Raw genomic sequence first — 23,506 nt, 5'->3', positions numbered from 1 at the left:
CATGGACATCCCTGATGCTCTTGAGCCTTTTCGTCGTTTTGCGTCCTCGTGTGCCAATGTGAGAGTCACTGCTGGTGGTGTGACGTTGCACTGGCTTGATTGGTATCTGCGGATCTGGGAAGATCGCGGCACAACTTTCGCGGCTTCAACCAGGCGCGGTAGTGAGCCGATCGCGGAATGCTACGGGTCAGAGGAACTCGTCTGGAAGTGGGCCCTCACCCGTATTGGCGCCTACACGCGCTATTGCATGCGCTACCCCGCCATCACCCCACCCCTCACCAACGACACTCTCCCCACAGGGGTTCATCTAACCGGGCACGGCCTCAAGCTCGACATCGCCCCCGGCATCCCCGCCTTCCTCAACACCGACCTAGATACTCTCGTTACGGCTTACATTTCCCCCACCGGCGGTCCACTCCACGACCTAACAGACTTCAAGACCTGGGAAGCAGACCCCATGGGGAAAGGCTTCTTCCCCAACCTCGAAACCCTCGTCAATTGGCACGAACCCGGCCGTGGAAGATCAGTGTTACGCGACGTGTGCGGTTTTGCCCTTAACGAACACAACACCCCTGTCGTTACTGACTATCTTTTCTCTAACCCTCCTGAATTTGAAGAGTATTTGCGCTACGACGGCGAGAAGTACTACATGGAGAGGACTTCGCGGGGCGGCCCGCGAGTACCTCAGTTCTACACTCCTGCGTTTGAGATTTTCGCGCGATTCCTTATCCTCGAGCACTGCCCATGGATTCGTTCATATCTTAACTATGCTCCGCTTGAGATTCCCTACCAGCCTGAGCAGATCACACCAGGATGGGAACTCGTTGATGACGGTCTCCGACCGTTTGGCATCACTACCCCTGATGGAATACTCCTTCTGACTGCCGCCACCCCGTATAGTCGAGTGGAATTCAGCCGGACCGCTCACTTATCGCTTGAGGAGTTGCTCAACGCTTTCTTGGATCCGTGGGGGGGATGCTCGCCCACTACCGTGATGAGGAGTACTGGGAAAGAGCCATGCGCCCAAGATTAAGCGGCATGAAGCCCTACTCTGACTACGATCTGAGCAGCTACGACGCGTTCATCGCCTCCCACCCCTGGTACACAACAAACTAAGAACACCTACGAGGACATGCCATGGACATCCCTGATACTCTTCAGCCTTTTCGTCGTTTTGCGTCCTCGTGTGCCAATGTGAGAGTCACTGCTGGTGGTGTGACGTTTCACTGGTTCGACTGGTATTACCTCGTCTGGGCCGAGAAAGGCTTGACTTTTACGGCATCTGCTAGGCGCGGCAGTGAGCCCATCGTGGAATGCTACGGAAGTGAAGAGCTTGTTTGGAAGTGGGTTGTCACCCGTATTGGCGCCTACACGCGCTATTGCATGCGCTACCCCGCCATCACCCCACCCCACACCAGTGAAGCCCCACCCACCGGGATTCACCTCACAGGCAACGGCATCAACCTCGACATTGCCCCAGGCATCCCAGCCTTCCTCAACACCGACCTAGATACTCTCGTTACGGCTTACATGTCACCCACAGGAGGTCCACTCCGAGACCTAACAGACTTCAAGACCTGGGAAGCAGACCCCATGGGGAAAGGATTCTTCCCAAGCTTCGAATCATTTAATGCGTGGCAAAACGACCAGGGTCGGTCTGTGCGCCATCGCCATCTAAATGGCTTTGCTCTCGACGAAAACAACCGTCCTGTACCCCGTGAAGAGGTCTATTCTCCTCACCCTGAGAACCCTTCTTACATTTGGTTCGACGGACAAGTCTATGGCTTTGAGACCTCTTCACGCGCCTTCCGCAGGCTAGAGTTTACGACTCCTGACTTTGGTGTCCTTACCCGACTCATCCTTCTTCTCGATGGAGAGGATCTCCGTTCCCTTCGCATGTATGCCCCTCTCGACATCCCATACAAGCTCCACCAGGTGCCTTCGGGATGGATGCTAGAACGAAACCTCTTCCCTCAAACTGATGGCATCACTGATCCTTCTGGAAATTTTATTCCCGCTAGTACCGGCTTTGGCAGAATGGTGGAGTACGCACAGACCATCTCTCTGTCTCCCGAACAACTCTTTAACGCTTTTTGTGACCCCTGGGGCGGAATGCTCCACCATTACCTTGACGAGACCTATTGGCTAACCCACATGTACCGTCGATTGCGTGACAAAGAATGCGGAGACTACAAGTACTACGAGGATTTTCTACGAGAACAACCCTGGTATATTGAAGGATAGGAAGCGACCACAATCGTGATGCCTAATTCCAAAATGAGTAACTTCCGAAAGTTCGCCTCCAAGTTCTGCCTTGTCAGATCCACCTCCGACCTCATAACTTTTTATTGGTTTGATTGGTATCTGCGCATGTGGGAAGATCGCGGCACCTTTTTCGCGGCTTCAACCAGGCGCGGTAGTGAGCCCATCGTGGAATGCTACGGGTCAGAGGAACTCGTCTGGAAGTGGGCCCTCACCCGTATTGGCGCCTACACGCGCTATTGCATGCGCTACCCCGCCATCACCACACCCCTCACCAACGACGCTCTCCCCGCAGGGGTTCATCTAACCGGGCACGGCCTCAAGCTCGACATCGCCCCTGGCATCCCTGCTTTCCTCAACACCGACACGGACACCCTCATTAGTGCTTACATGTCACCAACAGGCGGCCCACTCCGCGACTTGGTAGACATGAAGACCTGGGAAACAGACCCCATGGGGAAAGGCTTCTTCCCCAACCTCGCAACCCTCGTCAGCAAGCACAACGCCCGCCAAGGAAGAACAGCGTCACGTGACCTATGCGGTTTTTCGCTTGATAAGCATAACAATCTTGTCGTTACGGACTATCTTTTTTCTGATCATCCAGAAGACAAGATGTATCTCTGGTACGACGGGAGAAAGTACTTTTGCGGTTCAAGTTCAAGAGGAGGGCCGCGTGGCACTAACTTTGCCACCCCAGAGTTTGAAGTATTCGCCCGCCTACTCATCCTCGAGCATGGTTGGATAGGCCGTGAATATCTCGAGTATGCACCCCTCGAGATTCCATACCAAGATGAGCAGATCGCACCAGGATGGGAGCTCATTGACAACGATGGCTTTTCTGTAGGCCTTCAGTCACCTTCGGGTCTCCTCCTTCAGATTGGCGCAGCATCCTACAAACGAGTGTGGCTAACGCACACCGCCCACCTGTCTCTTGAGGAGTTGCTTAATGCTTTCTTGGACCCTTGGGGAGGAATGCTTCACCACTACCTTGACCGTGAACACTGGGAGAGATTTATGCGCCCAAGCCTACGAGGGATGCGCTCCTACTCTGACTACGATCTGAGCAGCTACGACGCGTTCATCGCCTCCCACCCCTGGTACACAGCAAACTAAGAACACCTGCGAGGACATGCCATGGACATCCCTGATGCTCTTGAGCCTTTTCGTCGTTTTGCGTCCTCGTGTGCCAATGTGAGAGTCACTGCTGGTGGTGTGACGTTGCACTGGCTTGATTGGTATCTGCGGATCTGGGAAGATCGCGGCACAACTTTCGCGGCTTCAACCAGGCGCGGTAGTGAGCCGATCGCGGAATGCTACGGGTCAGAGGAACTCGTCTGGAAGTGGGCCCTCACCCGTATTGGCGCCTACACGCGCTATTGCATGCGCTACCCCGCCATCACCCCACCCCACACCAGTGAAGCCCCACCCACAGGGGTTCACCTAACCGGACATGGTATTAACCTCGACATCGCCCCAGGCATCCCCGCCTTCCTCAACACCGACCTAGATACTCTCGTTACGGCTTACATGTCACCCACAGGAGGCCCACTCCACGACCTCACAGACTTCAAGACCTGGGAAACAGACCCCATGGGGAAAGGATTTTTCCCCAACCTCGCGGCTCTTGTCAACATGCAGAAAGAAAATACAGGGAGACAAGCACTGGCAGATGTTTGTGCTTTTGCGCTTGATGAGTACAACATCCCTCAAGTCACTAAACACCTATACGCCAACGGTCCAGAAACGAAGACCTATCTCTGGTTTGATGGGGAAAATTACGTCTGCGGCACCAGTTCACGCGGAGGTCCATGTCGCACCGAGTTCGCCGCTCCCGATTTCACGGTGTTCATTCGCTTACTCATCATGGAGCAAGGCTGGATAAGTCGTTACTACCGCGAATTTGCCCCTATCACGATACCTTCCAAAGCCGATCAGCTCGCACAGGGCTGGGACATCGTGGACGATAATGACAACGACTTCTATGGCCTAACAACACCAGAAGGAGTCTATATTTCTGCCACCACGCAGCCCTACCGGCGGGCACGGCTCGCTAATACTACTCATTTGTCTCCTGAGGAGTTGCTTAATGCTTTCTTGGACCCTTGGGGCGGAATGCTTCACCAGTACCTTGACCGCGAACACTGGGAAAGATTTATGCGCCCAAGCCTACGAGGGATGCGCTCCTACTCTGACTATGACCTGAGCAGCTACGACGCGTTCATCGCCTCCCACCCCTGGTACACCTCGTAAAAACACTCCCATAGGCACCCTCACCCAAGCGTTTTCAAGGTAATCTAAAAAAGAGGTCGCTACCGCGTATCTCAGATCTTCCACTAAGGAAACTTGTATGAAACCTACTGCGACTACTGACGTTTTCCGGGCAGTGAAGAGGCAATACAACCTGCCCCAGGATCAGCCAGTGTTCTTTGATCGGGTGGGACCCGGCGCCGGGTTCCAGCTCTTCCTTATTCTTCCCGAAGGCCCCTCAAGCTGGGGAGAACGCTGCCTCCCCCCCTTCTACATCCACTACCAGTACCACCGCTATCAGGTAATCGTTGATGACCTACCTGAAGGTTGGCGCATTAGCGCGGGCCCGCTTGCTCCTAAGAACGGGCAGAAGGGCGGAGCTATCCAGTTCCTCTTTATGGATGATCAAGAAGAGTTCCAGTCCGCCGAGGATCTTATCCGACACGGACTCGTGGTGGAGGTGCCAGCAGAATGACATTCCTTATTACCTTGGGAGACTACGCCGAGGCTCAGGCAGGAGCCCGCGTCCAACATTTCGCTTCACAAAGCATCTTCGAGTGGCACGAGTGGAAGTACCGCGTCTGGTTTGACACTGATACGTGGTTTTTCAGCAGGACTTTCCCTTACGGAATCGAACATATTCACGCAGCCAGCGAGGATTTTGACGAGGTCGCACGCTGGGCGACTGTCATGATCGGAAGCATCGCGCGTGAGGACTCAAAATTTTCTCCGATCACCCTGCCTGCAGGCCCTGAGGGTATCGCTCCAGGCTGGCAAACGGTATTTGTCGAGCCTCGGCGCGGGCAGCTCATCACCCCGAAGGGGCAGACACTCAGCCTCATGATGAAGGATCACCCTAAGAAACTGACAAGGCTTGCCGCCTACACCCATATTGCCGGGCTCTCCCCTGAAGAAATCCTTGAGGCGTACTCCGCCTCGTCCCCCGCTGGTCACATGGCGCAGTTTGTTGTTGCGCTTGGAGGTCGGGAGTAGTTTTCTCAGCTGGAACAATTGATCGACAAGGCCGTTCATTCCAACCAAATACCTCTAAGCCTGAGGCCCGATCGGCTCGCGCCGCAACCGTGCTACACGCGGGGGAAAACGATCTCCCTACCCGGGAATACCTTTGAAGGCCCCCATTCTCACCCCGGTGTCTACGTACAGGGTGGTGAGGTGTTCAACCGATCGATACAGCCTTCCTCATTCAATGACATTCCTCAAGGATCGCCATTGGCATCTTCGACAGCCTAAGGAGTCCTCTTAGCATTACTAGGCGGACTCACGGCTTTCGTCTGCACTGGAAGCCCCCTAACTCCCTCCGACCTCAAACACACAGGAGGTAGCAGGAAGGACTCTCCTTCCTCATCGCGACTGTGCGCTCATGGCGAGGGTCAGACCGACACAGCACATCTACGGGAAGGGTTGGCCTTAGCATTGGCGGCGTAGCCAGCTGGTTTTAGACCACAGGCTTCGTGGCCCTATGCAGGGCAGCGATACCGCCGGTCAGGTTGCGGTATTCGACGTTCTCCCAGCCAGATTCGAGGATCATGCGGCCCAGCTCCTCCTGGTCGGGCCAGGCAAGGATGGACTCCACCAGATAGTCGTAGGCATCGGGATCATCCGCAAAAGCCTTGGCAATCGGGGGAATGACCATCTCCATATGTCCACGGAAGAGGCGGCGGAAGGAGGGGTTGGGGGGAGTTGAGAACTCGCAGACCACCAGGCGTCCGCCCGGTTTGGTCACGCGTAGCATCTCTTTGAGGGCGGTATCCGTTTCGGGGATATTGCGCAGACCCCAGACGATGGTGACAGCATCGAAGGTGTCGTCCTCGAAGTCCATGTCCATGGCGTTGCCGTGGACGAACTCGATCTCGGGGTGACGTTGGCGGCCAACCTCGATCATGCCTTCAGAAATGTCGCAGGCAACAACCTGCGCGCCTGTCGCGGCGAGGACGGCAGAGGACGCACCCGTGCCGGCCGCCACGTCCAGCAGAAGCTCTCCGGGCTGGGGGGCAACAGCGTTGCGGACTGCTCGCAGCCACACATGATCCATACCGCCCGTCAGCAGGGCATTATTCAGGTCGTAGCGGGCAGCCACACGATCAAAGAGGGTGGCGATATGCTCAGGGTTTTTGTCCAGATACACATTGGCGGACAAGGACGCATCAGTCATAGGCACTATCTTTCCACATCTGGCGGCATCCTCAGGCTTCGCCTCAGAATGAGCCCTGCCTTCGCACTTACTCTCATGCCAAACCACGCCGCCTCGTCAGCCTCCCGGTTCCCCCACACCCGCCCTCGTCAGCCTCTCGGTTCCCCCCACCCGCCCTCGTCCTTCACACAGCCAAGCTTTACACCCTCCCCCACCCTCACCCCAGGCAGTTACGTGACAGTTGTTGCATTGCGGAGCACCTGCGACCTTTTGTGACAAGCTATACCTGTCACGCAACGCAACAACTGTCACAAAAGTCCCTGCCAAGCCACACGCCCCACACCCCTCACACGCCCACACGCCCACACGCCCCAGCTCTTGACAACCTCATCGGTTCTATGGTTCATTAGTCATGTAATGAACCAAGGAGGTGAGCATGTTTGATAACGACTCCCAACCGATCTACATCCAGATCGCCCAGGACCTCGAACACCAAATCCTCTCGAGCACACTCGCAGAAGGAGATCAGGTGCTGTCAACAACCCAATACTCCACGCTCTACCGCATCAACCCCGCCACCGTCGCCAAAGGATTCTCCCTGCTCATCGACGGAGGGATCCTCGAAAAACGCCGCGGTATCGGCACCTTCGTCGCAGCGGGAGCACGCGACCGCCTCAACCAACGAGCCCGCGAAGCCTTCGTTGACGATCACCTCGCTCCCCTCATCAAAAGGGCCTCCGACATCGGCATGACACCCGACGCCCTCATCAACCTCATCCGCATCCACTTCACTGAGCTGACCGGGAGGACATCATGACCACCCCACTGACCGCGAGCGCAACCGGCCTGTCCTACCGCTACGGCAAGAACACCCTCGCCCTCGATAATCTGACGCTGTCCTTCCCTGCCGGCCAGGTCAGCGGCCTCTTTGGCTCCAATGGTGCGGGCAAGACCACGCTGCTCAGCCTTATGGGTGGCCTCCTCTTCCCCACTGCCGGCAGCATCCACATTGGCGAGGAAACCCGCACGGATTACTTCTCCGGTAGCGTGGCCCTGGTTGGGACGGGCGCCGACCTCATCCTCAAGGATTTCAGCCTTGAGGAGAGCATTAAAACCCACAGCGAATTTCGCCCGACCTTCGAGCGCGCCCTCTTCGATGAGTTCCTCTCCCCGCTCAACATTGATCTGGGCAAGAAGGTCGATGCTCTCTCACGGGGGCAACGCTCAGCAGTCTCGGCCGCTATCGGCCTAGCATCCCGAGCACCCGTGACGATCTTTGACGAGGTCACCCTGGGGATGGACGCGCGCACACGCCAGCGTTTCTACGACATCCTCCTCACCGACCATGAGGCGCACCCGCGCACCATCGTCCTATCCACCCACCTGATTGCCGAGGTTGAGCGCCTCATTTCCTCGGCGGTCATTATTGAGGGCGGCCGCCTGGTTGCCCAGGGCAGTCCCGAAGAGATCGCCAGCAGTGTCTTTGCCATCAGCGGCGAGGCCTCCCAGGTGCAAGCCTTTGCCGACACCCACCTCGAGTACACGCTGCTTGACCGCCGCGACGCCGGCTCCTTCACCCGTTTTCTGTTGCGCGGGCAGGCTCCACAGTCACTCCACCGCGAGGCCGACGCAGCCGGTGGGCTCAGTGTGGAAGCCCGCGTGAGTTTTGACGAATGTGTCACCGCCCTTGGCGTGGACACCACCGAAATGGAGGCATGATGAACACCAATGTTGCTTTGAAGAAGCCCTTTGCTCTGGTCCCTTCGGCTGTGGGCACAGCCCTTGCCACCTTCCTGGGCATGATGGCCATTGGCGCGGTCTTTGCTGCAGGTACCTACGTCATGGCCAGCAGGAGCGGCGCCCCGATGATAGTCAATAACTACGCCGTCGACAGCATGTGGAAAGCCCTTTTCGTGGGCAGCATCGTCGTCTGGTACGGCTCACTGACGGTGGTCGGCGCGGTCATGGCGATCTACTCTTGGAGTGTCATCACCCAGTGGCTGCGTGTGAGCGTCAACGCCGGAGACCGACGCTGGGACTTCTTCGTCTCCTATTGCGTGGCCATCGCCTCCGCTTTGGTTGTCACCGTAACTCTTGGTGTCCTTCACATGTTGATTACCCCTGCTGGAATGATCTCCACGATTGACGATCGTATGAGCTTTGGTTTCCGAGCGGCCTTTTCCCTGGAGGCGTCGGCCTTCGACATTCAGGTCGGCGCCTCCCACGGGTGGAGCTGGGTCGCCGCAGCCGTCCTCTTCATTGCGATCTTTGCCCTGCTCAGCGGTGCTTTTGCCACGATGTACCTGCACTCAGGGCGTTCCTTCGAGGTCGTTGCCCTGGTTGTGCTACTGATTATCGCCACTATTGGCCTCGGCTTCGTCTTCGAGCAGGGAATGGTGGGCTACCTCGGCTCTACGCTGGTCGTCCTCATGCTGACCGCAGCAATATGGTGGGGCATGCGCCGCGCACCGCTGATTCCTCGCTAAGAGGACCTGCGTGACCTAATAGGTGGGGCTCCGGTCGTGCGGCCGGGGCCCCACCGTGTGCGCGCACTCCGCCTGCCCCAACTTGGCTACCATGGGGACATGTCCGACGTGCTTTCCGCTTCGCCCTCGCCCTCTTCCGACCATTGTCCCCTCACGCCTTTACGTGTCCGCATCGCTCGGATTCCTGCGGAGCACCCCGCGCAGACTTTGAGTCTGCATGAGCTCCTCCCCGCTGACATTGAGGGGTCTCACGCGTGGTTTGGGCACGCCCGCCGCATCGTCGGCTGGGGCGAAGCTACCCGCGTGTCCGTCGTTGGCCCGCATGCGATCCGTGATGCCGCTCGCGCGTGGGATGACCTACGAGGCTCTGCCCGCATTGAGTGCGTATGCGCGCCCACCTGCGCCAATGATGAGATGCCCGTATTGCCGATTGCCTTTGGCTCCTTCGGCTTTTCAGCGACCACCCCCGGTTTCTTGGTGGTTCCTCAGGTGGCGGTGATTGAGGTGCCCGCTGCAGCTTCTTCCCACTCCCCCACCTCCGTGTGGGGCAGTGACTGGGGTGGGCTCGGCCCCGCCCGCAGCCTGCGCTACGTCATCACCACCGAGGTCGCACGCGAAGAGGCAGACAGCTCAACGGAAGCGGACAGCGTGGGAGAGGCGGCGGGGGCCTCGTCGCACAGCAACGAAAGCACCGACGCACCCCACGGACTGGACGACCCCCTTGCCGTCCTAGACGCTGCCCTTACCCGCCGCGCGGAGGTTGCCAGCGCCGCCCCTGAGGGGCTCACCACGGCGTCGGGGCGCATGACCCAAGCCCAGTGGATGGCTTCCGTCAGCGAGGTCATCGACCTGCTGCGCGCAGGGGCGGCCTCGAAGGTCGTGATGAGCCGCGACATGGTGGTCCAATCCCCCACCCCCGTTGACCCGCGTTTCCTGCTTGAGCGCCTCACCGACCTCTACCCCACCACCTGGGCCTACGCCGTCGAGGGCCTGGTCGGAGCAACTCCGGAAATGCTCGCCGCCATGCACGACGGGCAGGTGTGCTCACGCGTGCTCGCGGGCACGACCTCCCCAGGGGAGGGCGAGGCACTGATGGCCTCCATGAAGGACCGCACCGAGCACATGTTCGCCGTGGAGTCTGTGGCCCGCGCGCTCGCACCTATTACACAAACGCTGGATGTGCCCGAGGTGCCGATGGTGCTTGACCTGCCCAATGTCTCCCACCTAGCCACCGACGTCACCGCCACCCTGGCCAGCGGCAATGTTCTGGACGTTATTGCCGCCCTGCACCCCACAGCCGCCGTGTGCGGCACGCCCACCAAGCTGGCCTTTGACATCCTCGAACGCTTCGAGTCCACCGAACGCGGCCGCTACTCCGGGCCCGTGGGCTGGGTTGATGGGGCTGGCGAGGGCGAATTTGGTATTGCCCTGCGCTGCGGGCAACTCTCCGAAGACGGGCAGCGCTTGACCATCCTTGCAGGAGGCGGCATCATGCCCGACTCCATTCCCGAGGCGGAGCTGCGTGAAACCCGCGCGAAGATGGCGCCCCTGCTGCAGGCGCTGGGAATGACCAGCGAGGACTGAGACGCTTCTGTGGCAGTTAGGGCTGCGACAGAGTTCTATCGCCTGCCCCAGCCAGCAGCGTTGCCAGGTGCACGCCATCTCGGTCAGCCAATTGGCGCGCCTGCGTGCGGCAAGAGAAGCCATCCGCCAAGTACACGGCGTCAGGATGCTCACGCAGGGCAGGCAATAACGAGCGCTCCGCGACGGCGACAGACATCTCATAATGGCCCTGCTCCATGCCGAAGTTACCGGCCAGGCCACAGCAGCCCGACAGCTCAGTCACCGTCGCCCCCAGGGACGCCAAGAGCGCCCGATCTGCCGCCCAGCCCATCACCGAGTAGTGGTGGCAGTGAGGCTGCGCCACAACCTCCACACCCGTCAGGTCCGGCAGGCTGCGCTGCTCGGCGGGCACCTCGGAGAGCACCTCCGCCAGCGTCCGCGTCGCGGCCTTCACCGCGTGCGCGCGCGGATCATTGGGCAGTAAATCCACCAGGTCATCGCGCAGCACCGCCGTACACGAGGGCTCGACGCCAACAATGGGAATCCCATTGGCCGCATAGGGGCCCAGCACCCCGAGCAGTTCTTCCAGCTTGTGGCGGGCGGTTTCCAACTGGCCGGTGGTAATCCACGTCAAGCCACAGCACGCGTCCGGCGGGATCAGCACCGTGAAACCATTGGCCTGCAGGACGCGCACAAGGCTCTTCGCGCCCTCGGACTCCAGGGTTTGTGAGAAGGAGTCCGCCCACAAAACAACGTAACGCGGGCCGCCGCCTGAGGTCGCGGCGGCCTCGGCCTTCAGGCCCTGCGCGCGCGCCCACGACGAGAAGGTCCCGTACTGCAGGGGCGCCATCTGGCGGCGCACATCCATCCCGAAGGTGCGGAAGAATAGGCGCCGGATAGGTTCGATGCCCAGCATGAGATTGCCCAGGGCTGCCACGCCGGGCACGCGGGCACTCAAACGCCCCCACCTGGGCAGCCAGCCCAGCATGTAGTGCGAGGCTGGACGCAGTTTGCCCTGGTAGCGCCGGTACAGTATCTCTGAGCGGTACTTCGCCATATCCACGCCCGCCGGACAATCCGAGGAGCACGCCTTACAAGCCAGGCACAGGTCCAGGGCCTCGGCAACCTCCGGCCCCGCCAGGGAGGTGACGAGGCGACCGTTCGCGGCCTCTTGGAGGATGCGGGCGCGGCCGCGCGTGACATCCTTTTCTTCGCCGGTAGCGGCGTAGGAGGGGCACATGAAGGTGCCGGGCATATTCGCGCGGCACTTGCCCACGCCCGTGCAGCGGTGCACGGCGGTGGTGAAATCGCCACCATCCTCATGGAAAGCGAAGCCGCGCGTGGCGGGCATGGGGGTGGCCGCCGGGCGGCGCAGGTACTCATCAAGCAGGTCAACGCCAGGCTGGGGGTCCTGGTGGGGCGCCGCCGCTGGGGTCTGCGCGGGTTGGTCTGCCTGGGCTGGGGGGAGCTGCGAGAGGCGCTCTGCCTTCCTCTGGGCGGCAACAGCTGCGCTCATCGGCGCGGTCAGCACGCCAGGGTTGAGGAGATTGCGCGGATCAAACAAGGCTTTAACCTGGGCGAACAGGTCAAGCATGTCGGGTGAGTACATGAAGCGCAGCAATTCAGACCGCGAGCGCCCATCCCCATGCTCGCCTGAGATTGAGCCCCCGTAGCTGGCACAGATCTTCGCCGCTTCCTCCATGAAACGACGCGAGTGGGCGACGCCCTCGTCAGTTTCCAGGGGCATGTCGAGGCGCACGTGCACGCAGCCATCCCCAAAGTGCCCATACAGCAGGCCGTCGATCCCGTACTCGGACATGAGCGCGGTGAAATCACGCAGGTAGCGGCCAAGGTTCTCCGGCGGGACGGCGGCGTCCTCCAGGCCGGGCCAGGCCGGGGCGTTACCCTCGCCCGTCTCAGGATTATAGGGCGTGCGCCCACCCAAGCCGGCTCCATCAGCGCGAATACGCCACAGGGCGGTGGCCTCGTCCCCCGGAGGGTAGACGGCGACGGCATCGGTGTGCGCGTCGGCGGCCAGGGCGTGGGCGCGCGCCAGGGAGTCCTCCGCTGAATCGCCGCCCATCTCAACCATCATCCACCCCTGCCCCTCGGGCAGTGGGGGCACGGCGCCAGGACCCTTGTGTTGGCGGACAACCTCGACCAGCTGCGCATCCAGCCCTTCGGCGGCCAGGGGCTTGTGGCGCAGCAGCGTGGGCACGTCGTCAGCGGCCTCGATCATGGAGGGGTAGCCCAGGGCGACGAGGACGGGCGCAGTGGGCAGAGGCACGAGGCGCACGGTCACGGCCAGGACAGTGACGAGGGTGCCCTCGGTGCCGACCAGCATGGCGGCGAGGTTGCGTTTGCCTTCGGGGGTGAGGTGTTCGAGGGAGAAGCCTGACACTTGGCGGCCGAAGCGGCCAAGCTCTGTGCGGATGAGGGCGAGGTTGCCCTCGACAAGGTCGGCCAGGCCGGGCACTTCAGGCAGGCCGACGTCGTGGCTGAGGGTGGCGGTGAAGCGCCTGCCCAGGCCGTCCACGCAGTCCAGGGCCACGACATTATCAGAGGTCCGCCCCCAGGCGGTGGCGTGGGGGCCGCAGGCGTTGTTACCGACCATGCCGCCAATGCTGGCGCGGTTCATGGAGGAGGGGTCGGGGCCAAAACGCAGCCCGTAGGGGGCGGCGGCGGCTTGGAGGGTGGCTTGGATGCAGCCCGGTTCGACGAGGGCGGTGCGCGCTTCGGGGTCGATGCTGATGACGCGGTTGAGGTGTCGGGTGAAGTCGATGACGACGCCGGGGCCGCAGGCGTTGCCCGCGCATGAGGTGCCGCCGCCTCGGCTGGTGACGGGCACATTGTGGGCGCGGCAAGCGGCGAGGATGGCGAGGACGTCCTCGGTGCTTTGGGGGAAGCAGACGGCGGCGGGGACGACGCGGTAGTTGCCGGCGTCGGTGGAGTAGCGTGCGCGCCCGCCCACACTGAGATCGACGAGGTTTTCGCGGCCGTACTCTTGGGCGTAGGCGCGGAGCTCGTCGAGGAAAGCAAGAGGAAGTTCGACGCTGTCGGTCACGGCCTCTCCTTTAAGTGGGTGGGTGTTCGCGGGCTTGGCGGGCTGGGTAGCAGCGCTGGAGGTCGCCCTAGAAGTAATAGGGGTAGTCGGACCAGTCGGGTTCGCGGCGTGCAAGGAAGGCATCGCGGCCTTCCTGCGCTTCTGCGGTCATGTAGGCCATGCGGGTGGCCTCGCCGGCGAAGACCTGCTGGCCAGCCAGGCCATCGTCAGCGAGGTTGAAGGCAAACTTGAGCATGCGGATGGCCTGCGGCGACTTGCGGGCGATGGTGCGCGCCCAGTCCAGGGCGGTGTTTTCCAGTTCGGCGTGGGGCACGGCGCGGTTGACCACGCCCCAGCGTTCAGCGGTCTGGGCGTCGTAGCGTTCAGCGAGGAAGAAGATCTCGCGGGCGCGTTTGTCGCCAATCTGGCGGGCCAACAATGCTGAGCCGTAGCCGGCGTCGAAGGAGCCCACATTGGCGTCGGTTTGCATGAAGGCCGCGTGTTCGATGGAGGCCACCGACATGTCGGCTACGACATTGAGGCTGTGTCCTCCGCCTGCTGCCCAGCCGGGGATGGCGGCGATGACGACCTTGGGCATGGTGCGGATGAGGCGCTGAACCTCAAGAATGTGGAGGCGTCCGGCGCGGGCGGGATCAACCTGTTCGCGGCGCTGGGCGGTGTCGGCGTCTGCGTCGGCGCCTTCGACCTCGTACTGGTAGCCTGCGGCGCCTCGGATGCGCTGGTCGCCGCCCGAGCAGAAGGAGTAGCCGCCGTCCTTGGGTGAGGGGCCGTTGCCGGTGAGGATCACGGCTGCGACGTCGCTGGTCATGCGCGCGTGATCGAGGCAGCGGTAGAGCTCGTCGACGGTGAGGGGCCGGAAGGCGTTGCGGATGTCGGGGCGGTCAAAGGCGATGCGCACAACGGGCATGTCAGCCCCGGCCGGGCGGCCGTCGAGTTCTTCCCCGCGGGAGATGCCCCGGTGGTAGGTGATGTCAGAGAGGGTGAAGCCCTCTACTTCACGCCAACGCGAGGGGTCGAAAGTGTCGGAGACAAAGGGAAGAACGCTCATACCTTCAAGGGTACGCGTTTCAAGCGGGGCAGGGGTCAGGACCCCATGGGGCGAGATTTTCTATGAGATAGGGGAGCCCTAAAACATGCTCGGCGCAGCCTTGTTTCGCTCATTGAAACAGCCTTTCTCCTGCTCACAAAGCGCAATCAGGCTCCATTTAGCGGGATCGTCAGAACCAGCAGTATCAAATATGGCAATACCATAAAGCGGCGTGGAATCCGTCATGCCCGGTACCGTAAAAACAAGATCGGTATAAATATTCCCTCGCTCACTTAAATCTGCCGCAGAGGTCAGGCCATCAGCTTTTGAATCATCACCGATTCTTTCGCCGGGACTGAGAATCATGTCATCCTGCCCAAGATACTCGGGATGCCAATGGCTGATGTGGTTATAACCACTCCCATCTGCAAGTTTAATCAAATCATCATTAACATCTGGGGGGATAGCCCAGACATTCTGGTCGTCAACCAGAACGCATGTCGGACTATCACCTGCTTCGCGAGTTAATGGCGGAGGACGCCAATCAAGACTATCTGTCAAACATGGAATCAATAACCGGATAGCACTTGGCCGATCAATCGATATTGATACATCACGCTTTGAGGAAAGGCCATTTTCAATTCCCAAGCGCACCTTCAACTGAAACTGGTTAGGGTCAGAATATCCCTCTTCCGTGTAGGCTGGCGCATGGCACCACCAGTACACCCTCAGCATCAGGTTAACCTCATCCCGAAGATCATTTGGCAAGGGGCAACCGATACCCGCTGGAAGATAGCCTCCTTTTATTGTTCTTATCTGCACTGGCTGCACAGAATCTTGCCCAGAGCTCTTCCTCACAGAATCACCCTTTTCCTTCATCGTAACATCAGATTGCTGCACACTTTCTGGAGTCGCAATAGGCGCTTGAACACTCTCAGGAGAGTCCATTAGAAAAATGGGCACGGCCGCCAGAGCGAGAGTCAGCAATTTATAAAGAATATCAATTCGCCAAGAATATCGCTTCTCCTCTCGGGCTGCATTTTTATGACTGCGACCCCCTATAGATTCAGAATTTTCCACGCGACGACGAAGTAGCCATTCTGCTACGTTCAGAACAATCACAGAGCAAAACAATACGTAGAACGTAAAGCGCGATTCAATCTCCAGGTATTCACGCAATAAAAATGAAAGAATTGAGGCCAAAGACAGTCCAATTGCCAGCCAATAAACTATTCGATGCTTCACTGAAGAATCTCCAAAAGTTCTCCCAGCTCCGTGGTGCCGATATACTTCGACCCCGTTCGCCTATTTTATGCAGTTGCGGCTAACACTGAGGCCAATCCGACCAGCAAGGACTCTTGCTGTGATTGACTTCACCCCGACGAAGGTTTAGTTACATAATGACCTTGAAGATATGTACTGGTAGAGGCCTAATATCTTTCATATGACAGCAGTTGTCACGCCTTCCGTCCGCAAGGGAATGCCATGTTCAATGCCACTTTCAGCAGGTTCTTCTTGACCTTTGCGCGTACCGTTCAGCAGGTCATCTACAGCATCCACGGGATCGAATCGTTGAACTATCGGCTACGAAAGATCGTTAGGACCCGTGGCATTTTCCCCAGCGCGCAGGCCACTTTAAAACTCTTGCGGTTACTCAGGGAACCCCACGCTCCAGCATGTCTCCGAAGTCATCGAAAGTGCCCCCCCCTGTAGGGACCATGCATTCGACGAACCTTCCCTCTACCACCCTGAGCGCTTCCCCAGCGACTAACTCGCCAACGCAAGAGGCAACATGAGCTTCTCAATGCGCTGACACGGGATGCTATCGAGAACGGTCTCTACGACATAGACTCCGCAGCCGCCCTTGAAGCTCTGCAGCAAGTGAGAAAAGGCTGAGTCTCAGGTGCGATACGCCCTAACATCACCCGACATTCACTTAGAGAGGCCGCCTCAACAGGAAGATATGCTGGGAGCATGACTTCTGTGCCAGCCTCTCCTGCCTCAACTCACGCTGCCTCACATAGCACTGCCTCACCGTCGAGCGCCGAGCCTTCAGGCACGCTCTCCGCCGCTGCTCGCCTTGTTGAGCGTCTGGGTGGACTGGCCTACGGCGGCGACTACAACCCCGAACAGTGGGTGGACGCACGCAACTGGCCTGCCCTTCCGGAAACTCCCACCACGTCGATTCACGAGGCCGACGCCGTCCCTCCCACCAACACGCCCTCCACCGTTGCCCCCTCCCCTTCCGTTCGCTGGCAAAGCACCACCTTCGACGAGGATCTTGCCCTCATGATGGAGGCGAAGGTGAACCTCGTCAGCCTGGGCATCTTCTCCTGGGCCCGCCTAGAACCGCGCGAGGGCCACTACGACTTTGAGTGGCTGGCCAGCATTATCGACCGCCTCTACGAGCACGGCATCTACGTTGACCTGGCCACGGGCACGGCCTCGCCGCCGGCGTGGATGGCCCACGAGCACCCCGAGATCCTTCCCGTCAGCGCCGAGGGCGTGCGCCTGGGGTTCGGCTCACGCCAGCACACCTGCCTCAGCTCCCCCTACCTGCGCGAGCGCAACCGTGCGCTCGCCGCCGCCCTCGCCCAGCGTTTTGGGGACCATCCGGGCGTGGTCATGTGGCATATCGGCAACGAGTACGGCTGCCACGTCCGCGAGTGCTTCTGCGCGACCTGCTCCGAAGCGTTCCGCTCCTGGCTGAGTGCCCGTTACGCCAGCATCGATGCCCTCAACACCGCGTGGGGCACGGCGTTTTGGTCGCAGACCTACACGACCTTTGAGCAGGTCACACCACCCGGCGCCATGCCAACCTTCCGCAACCCCAGCCAGGTGCTGGATTGGCGTCGTTTCTGCGACGCGCAACTTCGCTCCATGATGGCCGAAGAAGCCGCAGCAATCCGCGCCCACTCACCCCTGCCGGTTACGACGAATTTCATGGGGTCCTTCCCGTGGCTGAACTACCGGGCGTGGGCCGAGCACCTGGACATCATTACCAATGACCTCTACCCTGATCCGGCTGACCCGGCCGCCGCATGGGAGATCGCCTGGAATGGGGACCTCATGCGCGGCCTGGCGGGCGGCGATAACTGGCTGCTCATGGAGCAGGCACCCTCGGCCGTGCAGTGGCGTCCGCGCAACTCCCCTAAGCGTCCTGGGAATTTCCTGCTGTGGTCGCTGTGCTCTGTGGCGCGCGGCTCCCAGGGTGCCCTGCAGTTCCAGTGGCGTCAATCCGCGCGCGGCTCGGAGGCTTTCCATTCGGGGATGGTGCCTCACGCTGGGCGCCTGAGCCCGACCTGGCAGGCAGTGACGGACACAGGCGAGGCCCTGGCGCGCCTGGGTCGCGCGGCCGATCAGCGCGTGGTGTCGCAGGTGGGGATCGTTGTCGATTGGGAGTCGGAGTGGGCGCGGCGGGCTTCCATTGGCCCGGCGGCTGAGGATGAGCCTTTCTCGCAGGCGCGCGCCTGGCATCGCAGCCTGTGGGAGGCGGGGATTACCGCCGACATTATTGGTGTTGAGGATGCGCTGGATGCCTACTCGCTGGTGATTGTGCCCGCGCTTTTTATTGACTATCCGGATTTCACGCGCGCCTGCGAGCGGGCGGTGGCGCGTGGTGCTCAGGTGCTGGTGACGGGTCCGAGTGGCGTCGTTGATTCGACGCTGGGTGCGAAGCTGGGCGGCTACCTGGGGTCGTGGCGGAGTGTGCTGGGCGTGCAGGTGGTGGAGCATGCGGCGCTGACGGGGCCGGTGAATCCGCTGAGCGACCGCGACGCCCTGACGGCCCGTATTTCGCGCGCGGTGAGCACGCCCGCAGCCGAAGAGTGGGTGGGGTTGGAGCCGCTGGCAGCTCCGCTTCTGCGCGCCCGCGACGCTTTGGGCAAGCCCGCCCCCGATTTACGAGGTGGACGCTGGGTGGAGGATGTCCGCCCCTACAGTGGCGCCTCGGCTGGCGGCGCCCAACAGAACCCAGGCCAGACTGGAACAGGGGGCATTGTGCAGGCTCCTGCGCATTTTGCGCTCTGGCCACAGCCTGGCACCGCAGCCGCTACAGCCGCCACTGTCGACGGGCTTGCAGCCTCAGCCACCACCGTTGAAGCCTCGTCCGCCGAGGTCATTGCCGCTTTTGACGGTCGCGGTGGCGGCGCCGACATGGTCGGGAACGCGGCCATCACTCGGGCCGCTGTGCAGGGTGGAGGCGCCGCCTGGTATGCGGCCACCGACTGTGATGCTGTCACCCGCCAGGCACTCCTGACGGTGCTGTGCGCTTATGCGCGCGTGCGCCCAACCATTCCGGCCTTGCCTGATGGTGTGGAGGCTGTGAAGCGCGGTACGGTGACCTTCATTGTCAACCACTCCGATCGGGCTGCGGAGCTCTCCGGCGTAATCGGCACCGATCTGCTCACCGGAGCCCAATGCACGGGACACGTGGTGGTGGCACCGCGTTCGGCAGTGGTTGTCGAGGCCACCGGCAAGTAGCCCGCGCCTGCGACAATCCCACGGCAAGATCGGGTGGAGGGCGAGCTAATCGGCAGAAGGGAGACAATTCTGACCCGCCCTGTAGAAAGCTGCGCCCCCGAGGCGGACAATAGACAGTGAGAGAGACATTGGAACGTGCGTAGCGGAAGGAGGCACAGGATGGACACCCCCACGGCCTCCTCCACGCTCCCCTCGCACGCCCCCGCGGCGCCCTCGCACGCCCCCGCGGCGCCCTCAGTCGGCACCAACCCTGCCGCCTCCTCCGGGGCGACAGCTCCCTCCGACCCGCCCCCACCACGGGCAGACGTCCTCGACCAGCTGCGCGCGCACGCCCTCGCCGCCGAGTCCCCTGACGTCGCGGCCGAGATCGTCGCCCGCGAAGCGCACCGCAACCAGCTCGATAAGGTCGGCAAAGACTACATTGACCACCCGCGAAGGGTCGCCCACCTGCTCAAAGAACAGGGCTACTCGCCGGAAATCGTCGCCGCTGGCTGGCTGCACGACACCATCGAAGACACCTGGGTGACAGCCGACATCCTGGGGGATCTGGGCTTTTCTGAACACGTCGTGTGCATGGTTGATGCGATGACTAAACGTGAGGGTGAATCCTCCGAGGACTACATTCAGCGACTCCTCGACGCCGACGCGGTATGCGTCAAACGAGCAGATCTGGCTGACAACACCTGCCCCATTCGCCGCTCTGAACTCGACCGCGCCACCCAGATTCGCCTCAATAAGAAGTACGCGGACTTCACGGCCGTCCTCGATCGGATGACCGGTCACCTCGGCACCTACGGCGAGGGCGCCTCCGAGCACGTGTGCCCCCTGGTTCACGTCCCGCCCCTGCACCGTCACTTTATTGTTGAACTGCGCGAGCAGCGCAGTGCTGTTTCGGGAGAGAATAAAGAACTGTGAATGCCTTCCTTCTGAGTTCTAACCGCACGGACCTGCGTGGAATCCACGCTGCGCCCCCCGGCGTGACCTCCCTGCCGACGCACTCGACGCCCTCGGGGGAGCGCACGCCCGTTCCGCCGCCCTCGTCGGGCTCTGGTCTGCAACTCAGCGAAGTGCCGCTTGATTCCCTTCCCACCACCGTGCAGCGCACCCTGGAGGGCATTGACCGCCTCCTCGTGTATTCCACGCCCATGCGGATGCGTTTTCGTGGGGTGACGGTGCGTGACGGTCTGCTGCTGCGCGGCCCCCACGGGTGGGCCGAAGCCGCCCCGTTTTGGGATTATGCGCCCCACGAGGCCTCCGTCTGGCTCCGTTCCGCATTGCGTTCAGCCCTTCGTCCCTCCCCCACCCCCCTGCGTGAGCGCATCCCAGTCAATGTCACGATCCCTGTGTGTTCACCGGCGGTAACCCGCGAGCGCGTCCTCAATTCGGATGGGTGTTTAACAGCGAAGGTGAAGGTGGCTGACCCTGGGGTGAGTCTGGCGGAGGATTGCGCGCGCGTGGAGGCTGCCGCGCAGGCTTTAGCTGAGATTGCCCGGCCTTTGCGGGACGTGTCCTCAATGGCGGGACCTGCGGCTTTGCGGGCGATGGCGAATCTGCCCCGCCCACGCTTGCGGGTGGATGTCAATGGCGCCTGGGATGTGGATCAGGCGCGCACGGCGTTGGAGGAGTTGGACCGTGCGGCTGAGGCTGTGGGCGGCTTGGAATATGCCGAGCAGCCCTGTGCGACGGTGGATGAGTTGGCGAGGTTACGCCGCAGCTGTGATATTCCCATCGCTGCCGATGAGTCGATTCGCCGCGCGGAGGATCCCCTGGCGGTGGTGCGCGCGGAGGCTGCCGATATTGCGGTGGTGAAGGTTGCACCTCTAGGTGGGGTGGAGCGCGCGCTGGCGATTGCCGCGGAGACGGGCTTGGATGTGGTGGTGTCTTCGGCGGTGGATTCCTCGGTGGGTTTGGCGCAGGGCGTGGCACTGGCCGCTGCTTTGCCGGATCTTCCCTACGCCTGTGGTTTGGCGACCTCGCAGCTCCTGGCGGCTGATGTGTGTGCTTCTCCTCTGCTGCCGGTGAATGGGTTCTTGGGGGTGCGCGAGGTGTGCCCCGATGAGGATCTCATTGACCGCGTGCCGGTGGCGCAGGAGTGTTTGACGCGCTGGTTGGCTCGGCTTGAGGCGATGTGTGATGTCATGGGGGCCGCCTAAGCCCGCTACATTCTGCGGGGTGGCTGGGGGTATAGATTGGGAGACGTGTGGCGCTGGTGCGCCGGTGGAAAGGCAGTGTGAGTGTGTCCGTCGCTGAGTCTTCGTCGATTCTTCTAGCCCGCGCGCTTGTGCGCGCGTTGCGCGCACAAGGTGTGCGTGACGTGGTCTATTGTCCCGGTTCGCGTTCGGCACCCTTCGCTTACGCGTTGGCCGAGGCTGAGGCTGCAGGTTCGCTTCGTTGTCATGTGCGCCTGGATGAGCGTGCGGCCGCCTTTGTTGCTGTTGGTTTGTCGAGGGCGGGCGCCTTGGATCCGCTGGAGGTGGAGGCCGCCGCCTCCGAGGCCAAGTCCGACGGCCAGGCCGCGCTGGCCTGTCATTCTGAACCGGCCTGCGGTGCAGCGTCGGCCGCTCAGCCTGCCGCAGCCCCGTCCCCCGCGCGGCGCCCTGGGCCTTCCCTGCACCCTGCGCCTTCCCTCCACCCTGGGTCTTCCCTGCACCCTGCGCCTTCCCTCCACCCTGGGTCTTCCCTGCACCCTGCGCCTTCCCTCCACCCTGGGTCTTCCCTGCACCATGGGCGGCGCCCTCGTCCTGTGGCCCTCATGTGCACCTCCGGCGGCGCCGTTGCCGAGTTCCACGCCGGCGTTGCTGAGGCGTCCCATTCTGACCTTCCACTGATTGTTATCAGCGCGGATCGTCCTTTTGAGATGCGTGATGTCGGAGCCTCCCAGACGACGGCTCAGGTGGGGATTTTTGGCTCCCATGTGCGTGCAACCTGGGATATTCCTGCTGGTACTGCGGCCGATGCTCGTTTGGATGCGATGGTCGCTCGAGCCTGCGCGGCTGCGCTGGGCGCGCCGACGGGACGGCCTGGGCCGGTGCATGTCAACGTGGGCTTCCGTGATCCTTTGGTGCCTGAGGCGCTCGACTTCCACGCTGCCTGTGCCACTGGCCCGCAGGTTCTGCGCACCGCCCCCACCGCCCTCCCCTGGGAGCAGGTGGTGGACCTCTCCTTGCGGACGCTCATTGTCGCGGGGGATGGGGCGAATCCGCAGGCGGCCTCGTGGGCAGAGATCGCGGGGGTACCGCTGCTAGCTGAGCCGTCGAGTAATGTGACGCTCTCAGCTGCGTGGGTTCCTCACCAGCAGACGCTGTTGACGGCGATTGCCGGTGGGGCTCTCAGCGCAGCCCCGAGTTCGGCTGAGTTTTCCTCCATTGCCTTGATTGAGCAGGTGGTGGTGACGGGCCGACCGACGCTCTCTCGGCCGGTGTCGGCTCTGCTGGCTCGCGCGGATGTGCGCATCATTGTTGAGCACGCGCATGAGCAGTGGCCTGATGTCGCTGGTCAGGCCGATATTGTGTGCGCCTCCCTGGCGGCCCCATTGGGTCCGCATGCGGATGCTGCATGGCTTCCTGCGTGGCGAGCCGCCGCTGAGGAGGTTGGCCGCCGCTTTGAGGCGAGGGCCGCTGCGCCTTCGCAGGCGCTGTCTCTGCTGACGGTGGCGGAGGCCGTGTGGACGAGCGAGGCCTCGACCCTGCTCCTGGGTGCGTCGAATTCCGTGCGCGCAGTGGACCTTGTCGCACGAGGGCGAGGCCGTGCGCGCGTGTGCGCAAACCGGGGGCTTGCCGGCATTGATGGCACCCTTGCCACGGCCATGGGTTTGGCCTGGGGGTCGGGTGAGCCGGTGCGTGTCATGCTGGGGGATCTAGCTTTCTTCCATGACGTCTCTGCTTTGTCGGTCGCTCCGGGCGAGGTCATTCCCGATGTGCAGATCGTTGTGGTGGATGATCATGGTGGCGGGATTTTTGCCTCCCTTGAGCATGGCCGCCCCGAGTATGCGGAGGTGTTTGAGCGCTGGTTTGGGACGCCTCAGGATGTGTCGGTGGAGGATCTTGCCCGCGCCTATGGAGCCTCCTACTACCGCCCGAAGAACGCTGCCGATTTGCGCGAACACTGCGGGCGACGGCCTCGTGGCATGGAGATCGTCCATGTTGTCATTGAGGATGCGCGCCAGGAGCTGAAGTGGGTGAAGGGCTGCCTCACCCACCCCTAACGCTTTCAGCAAACATTCA

The 23,506-nt window shown here is 61.5% G+C and carries 19 protein-coding genes; 15 read left to right on the top strand and 4 right to left on the bottom strand.

Annotated features, from left to right (window positions below; translation table 11 throughout):
• Nucleotide 1 precedes the first annotated feature (1 nt).
• From HWX48_RS03005 to HWX48_RS02980, 6 genes are all read left to right on the top strand, one after another.
• Nucleotides 2-1,033, top strand: coding sequence for a hypothetical protein (locus HWX48_RS03005; protein ID WP_175954541.1), 1,032 nt, complete (start codon nt 2-4; stop codon nt 1,031-1,033).
• A gap of 104 nt (nt 1,034-1,137) precedes the next feature.
• The gene (locus tag HWX48_RS03000) at nt 1,138-2,244 is read left to right on the top strand and encodes a hypothetical protein (RefSeq protein WP_175954539.1); all 1,107 of its coding nucleotides are present in this window, start codon (nt 1,138-1,140) and stop codon (nt 2,242-2,244) included.
• A gap of 126 nt (nt 2,245-2,370) precedes the next feature.
• The gene (locus HWX48_RS02995) at nt 2,371-3,375 is read left to right on the top strand and encodes an Imm61 family immunity protein (RefSeq protein ID WP_175954537.1); all 1,005 of its coding nucleotides are present in this window, start codon (nt 2,371-2,373) and stop codon (nt 3,373-3,375) included.
• Between the two features lie 21 nt (nt 3,376-3,396).
• Complete coding sequence (locus tag HWX48_RS02990; protein ID WP_175954535.1) at nt 3,397-4,512, top strand: hypothetical protein; 1,116 nt, start codon at nt 3,397-3,399, stop codon at nt 4,510-4,512.
• 97 nt (nt 4,513-4,609) lie between these two features.
• Nucleotides 4,610-4,984, top strand: coding sequence for a glycohydrolase toxin TNT-related protein (locus HWX48_RS02985; RefSeq protein ID WP_175954533.1), 375 nt, complete (start codon nt 4,610-4,612; stop codon nt 4,982-4,984).
• Nucleotides 4,981-5,502 (top strand): hypothetical protein, encoded by a 522-nt coding sequence (locus HWX48_RS02980; protein WP_175954531.1) that lies wholly within the window; start codon nt 4,981-4,983, stop codon nt 5,500-5,502. The genes HWX48_RS02985 and HWX48_RS02980 overlap by 4 nt, the downstream gene beginning before the upstream one ends.
• A 463-nt stretch (nt 5,503-5,965) precedes the next feature.
• Here the strand turns inward: HWX48_RS02980 and HWX48_RS02975 are convergent, their stop codons facing one another.
• Nucleotides 5,966-6,682, bottom strand: a complete 717-nt coding sequence (locus tag HWX48_RS02975; RefSeq protein ID WP_175954529.1) for a class I SAM-dependent methyltransferase — start codon at nt 6,680-6,682, stop codon at nt 5,966-5,968.
• Between the two features lie 415 nt (nt 6,683-7,097).
• Here HWX48_RS02975 and HWX48_RS02970 point away from each other — a divergent pair, with 415 nt between their 5' ends.
• The 4 genes from HWX48_RS02970 (at nt 7,098) to HWX48_RS02955 (ending at nt 10,731) form a co-directional block, all read left to right on the top strand.
• The gene (locus tag HWX48_RS02970) at nt 7,098-7,478 is read left to right on the top strand and encodes a GntR family transcriptional regulator (RefSeq protein WP_175954527.1); all 381 of its coding nucleotides are present in this window, start codon (nt 7,098-7,100) and stop codon (nt 7,476-7,478) included.
• Nucleotides 7,475-8,380, top strand: a complete 906-nt coding sequence (locus HWX48_RS02965) for an ATP-binding cassette domain-containing protein (RefSeq protein ID WP_175954524.1) — start codon at nt 7,475-7,477, stop codon at nt 8,378-8,380. Before HWX48_RS02970 ends, HWX48_RS02965 begins: the two co-directional genes overlap by 4 nt.
• The gene (locus HWX48_RS02960; RefSeq protein ID WP_175954522.1) at nt 8,377-9,147 is read left to right on the top strand and encodes a hypothetical protein; all 771 of its coding nucleotides are present in this window, start codon (nt 8,377-8,379) and stop codon (nt 9,145-9,147) included. The genes HWX48_RS02965 and HWX48_RS02960 overlap by 4 nt, the downstream gene beginning before the upstream one ends.
• A gap of 99 nt (nt 9,148-9,246) precedes the next feature.
• Entirely contained in the window at nt 9,247-10,731 is a 1,485-nt protein-coding gene (locus HWX48_RS02955) for an isochorismate synthase MenF (RefSeq protein WP_175954520.1), read from the top strand.
• A 16-nt stretch (nt 10,732-10,747) separates the two neighbouring features.
• Here the strand turns inward: HWX48_RS02955 and HWX48_RS02950 are convergent, their stop codons facing one another.
• The 3 genes from HWX48_RS02950 to HWX48_RS02940 form a co-directional block, all read right to left on the bottom strand.
• On the bottom strand, nt 10,748-13,681 hold the full coding sequence (locus tag HWX48_RS02950; protein WP_254872956.1) for an FAD-binding and (Fe-S)-binding domain-containing protein: 2,934 nt from the start codon (nt 13,679-13,681) through the stop codon (nt 10,748-10,750).
• Nucleotides 13,682-13,841: 160 nt separating this feature from the next.
• Nucleotides 13,842-14,822, bottom strand: coding sequence for a 1,4-dihydroxy-2-naphthoyl-CoA synthase (locus HWX48_RS02945; RefSeq protein ID WP_175954516.1), 981 nt, complete (start codon nt 14,820-14,822; stop codon nt 13,842-13,844).
• A 78-nt stretch (nt 14,823-14,900) separates the two neighbouring features.
• The gene (locus HWX48_RS02940; protein ID WP_175954513.1) at nt 14,901-16,004 is read right to left on the bottom strand and encodes a hypothetical protein; all 1,104 of its coding nucleotides are present in this window, start codon (nt 16,002-16,004) and stop codon (nt 14,901-14,903) included.
• A 282-nt stretch (nt 16,005-16,286) separates the two neighbouring features.
• On the opposite strand from HWX48_RS02940, the gene HWX48_RS11395 reads away from it, so the two are divergent.
• The 5 genes from HWX48_RS11395 (at nt 16,287) to menD (ending at nt 23,487) form a co-directional block, all read left to right on the top strand.
• Nucleotides 16,287-16,514: a transposase gene (locus HWX48_RS11395; protein WP_175954511.1), complete on the top strand. Its 228-nt coding sequence runs from the start codon at nt 16,287-16,289 to the stop codon at nt 16,512-16,514.
• Nucleotides 16,515-16,775: 261 nt separating this feature from the next.
• The gene (locus HWX48_RS02930; protein WP_254872936.1) at nt 16,776-19,283 is read left to right on the top strand and encodes a beta-galactosidase; all 2,508 of its coding nucleotides are present in this window, start codon (nt 16,776-16,778) and stop codon (nt 19,281-19,283) included.
• Nucleotides 19,284-19,442: 159 nt separating this feature from the next.
• Nucleotides 19,443-20,198, top strand: a complete 756-nt coding sequence (locus HWX48_RS02920) for an HD domain-containing protein (RefSeq protein ID WP_175954509.1) — start codon at nt 19,443-19,445, stop codon at nt 20,196-20,198.
• Nucleotides 20,195-21,436, top strand: coding sequence for an o-succinylbenzoate synthase (locus HWX48_RS02915; protein WP_254872935.1), 1,242 nt, complete (start codon nt 20,195-20,197; stop codon nt 21,434-21,436). The genes HWX48_RS02920 and HWX48_RS02915 overlap by 4 nt, the downstream gene beginning before the upstream one ends.
• Before the next feature lie 77 nt (nt 21,437-21,513).
• Nucleotides 21,514-23,487, top strand: a complete 1,974-nt coding sequence (gene menD, locus HWX48_RS11190) for a 2-succinyl-5-enolpyruvyl-6-hydroxy-3-cyclohexene-1-carboxylate synthase (protein WP_254872934.1) — start codon at nt 21,514-21,516, stop codon at nt 23,485-23,487.
• Nucleotides 23,488-23,506 lie beyond the last annotated feature (19 nt).

It is taken from the genome of Schaalia sp. Marseille-Q2122 (genome assembly GCF_903645355.1).
GTDB lineage: Bacteria > Actinomycetota > Actinomycetes > Actinomycetales > Actinomycetaceae > Pauljensenia.
This window is presented reverse-complemented; position numbering and strand designations above follow the sequence as displayed.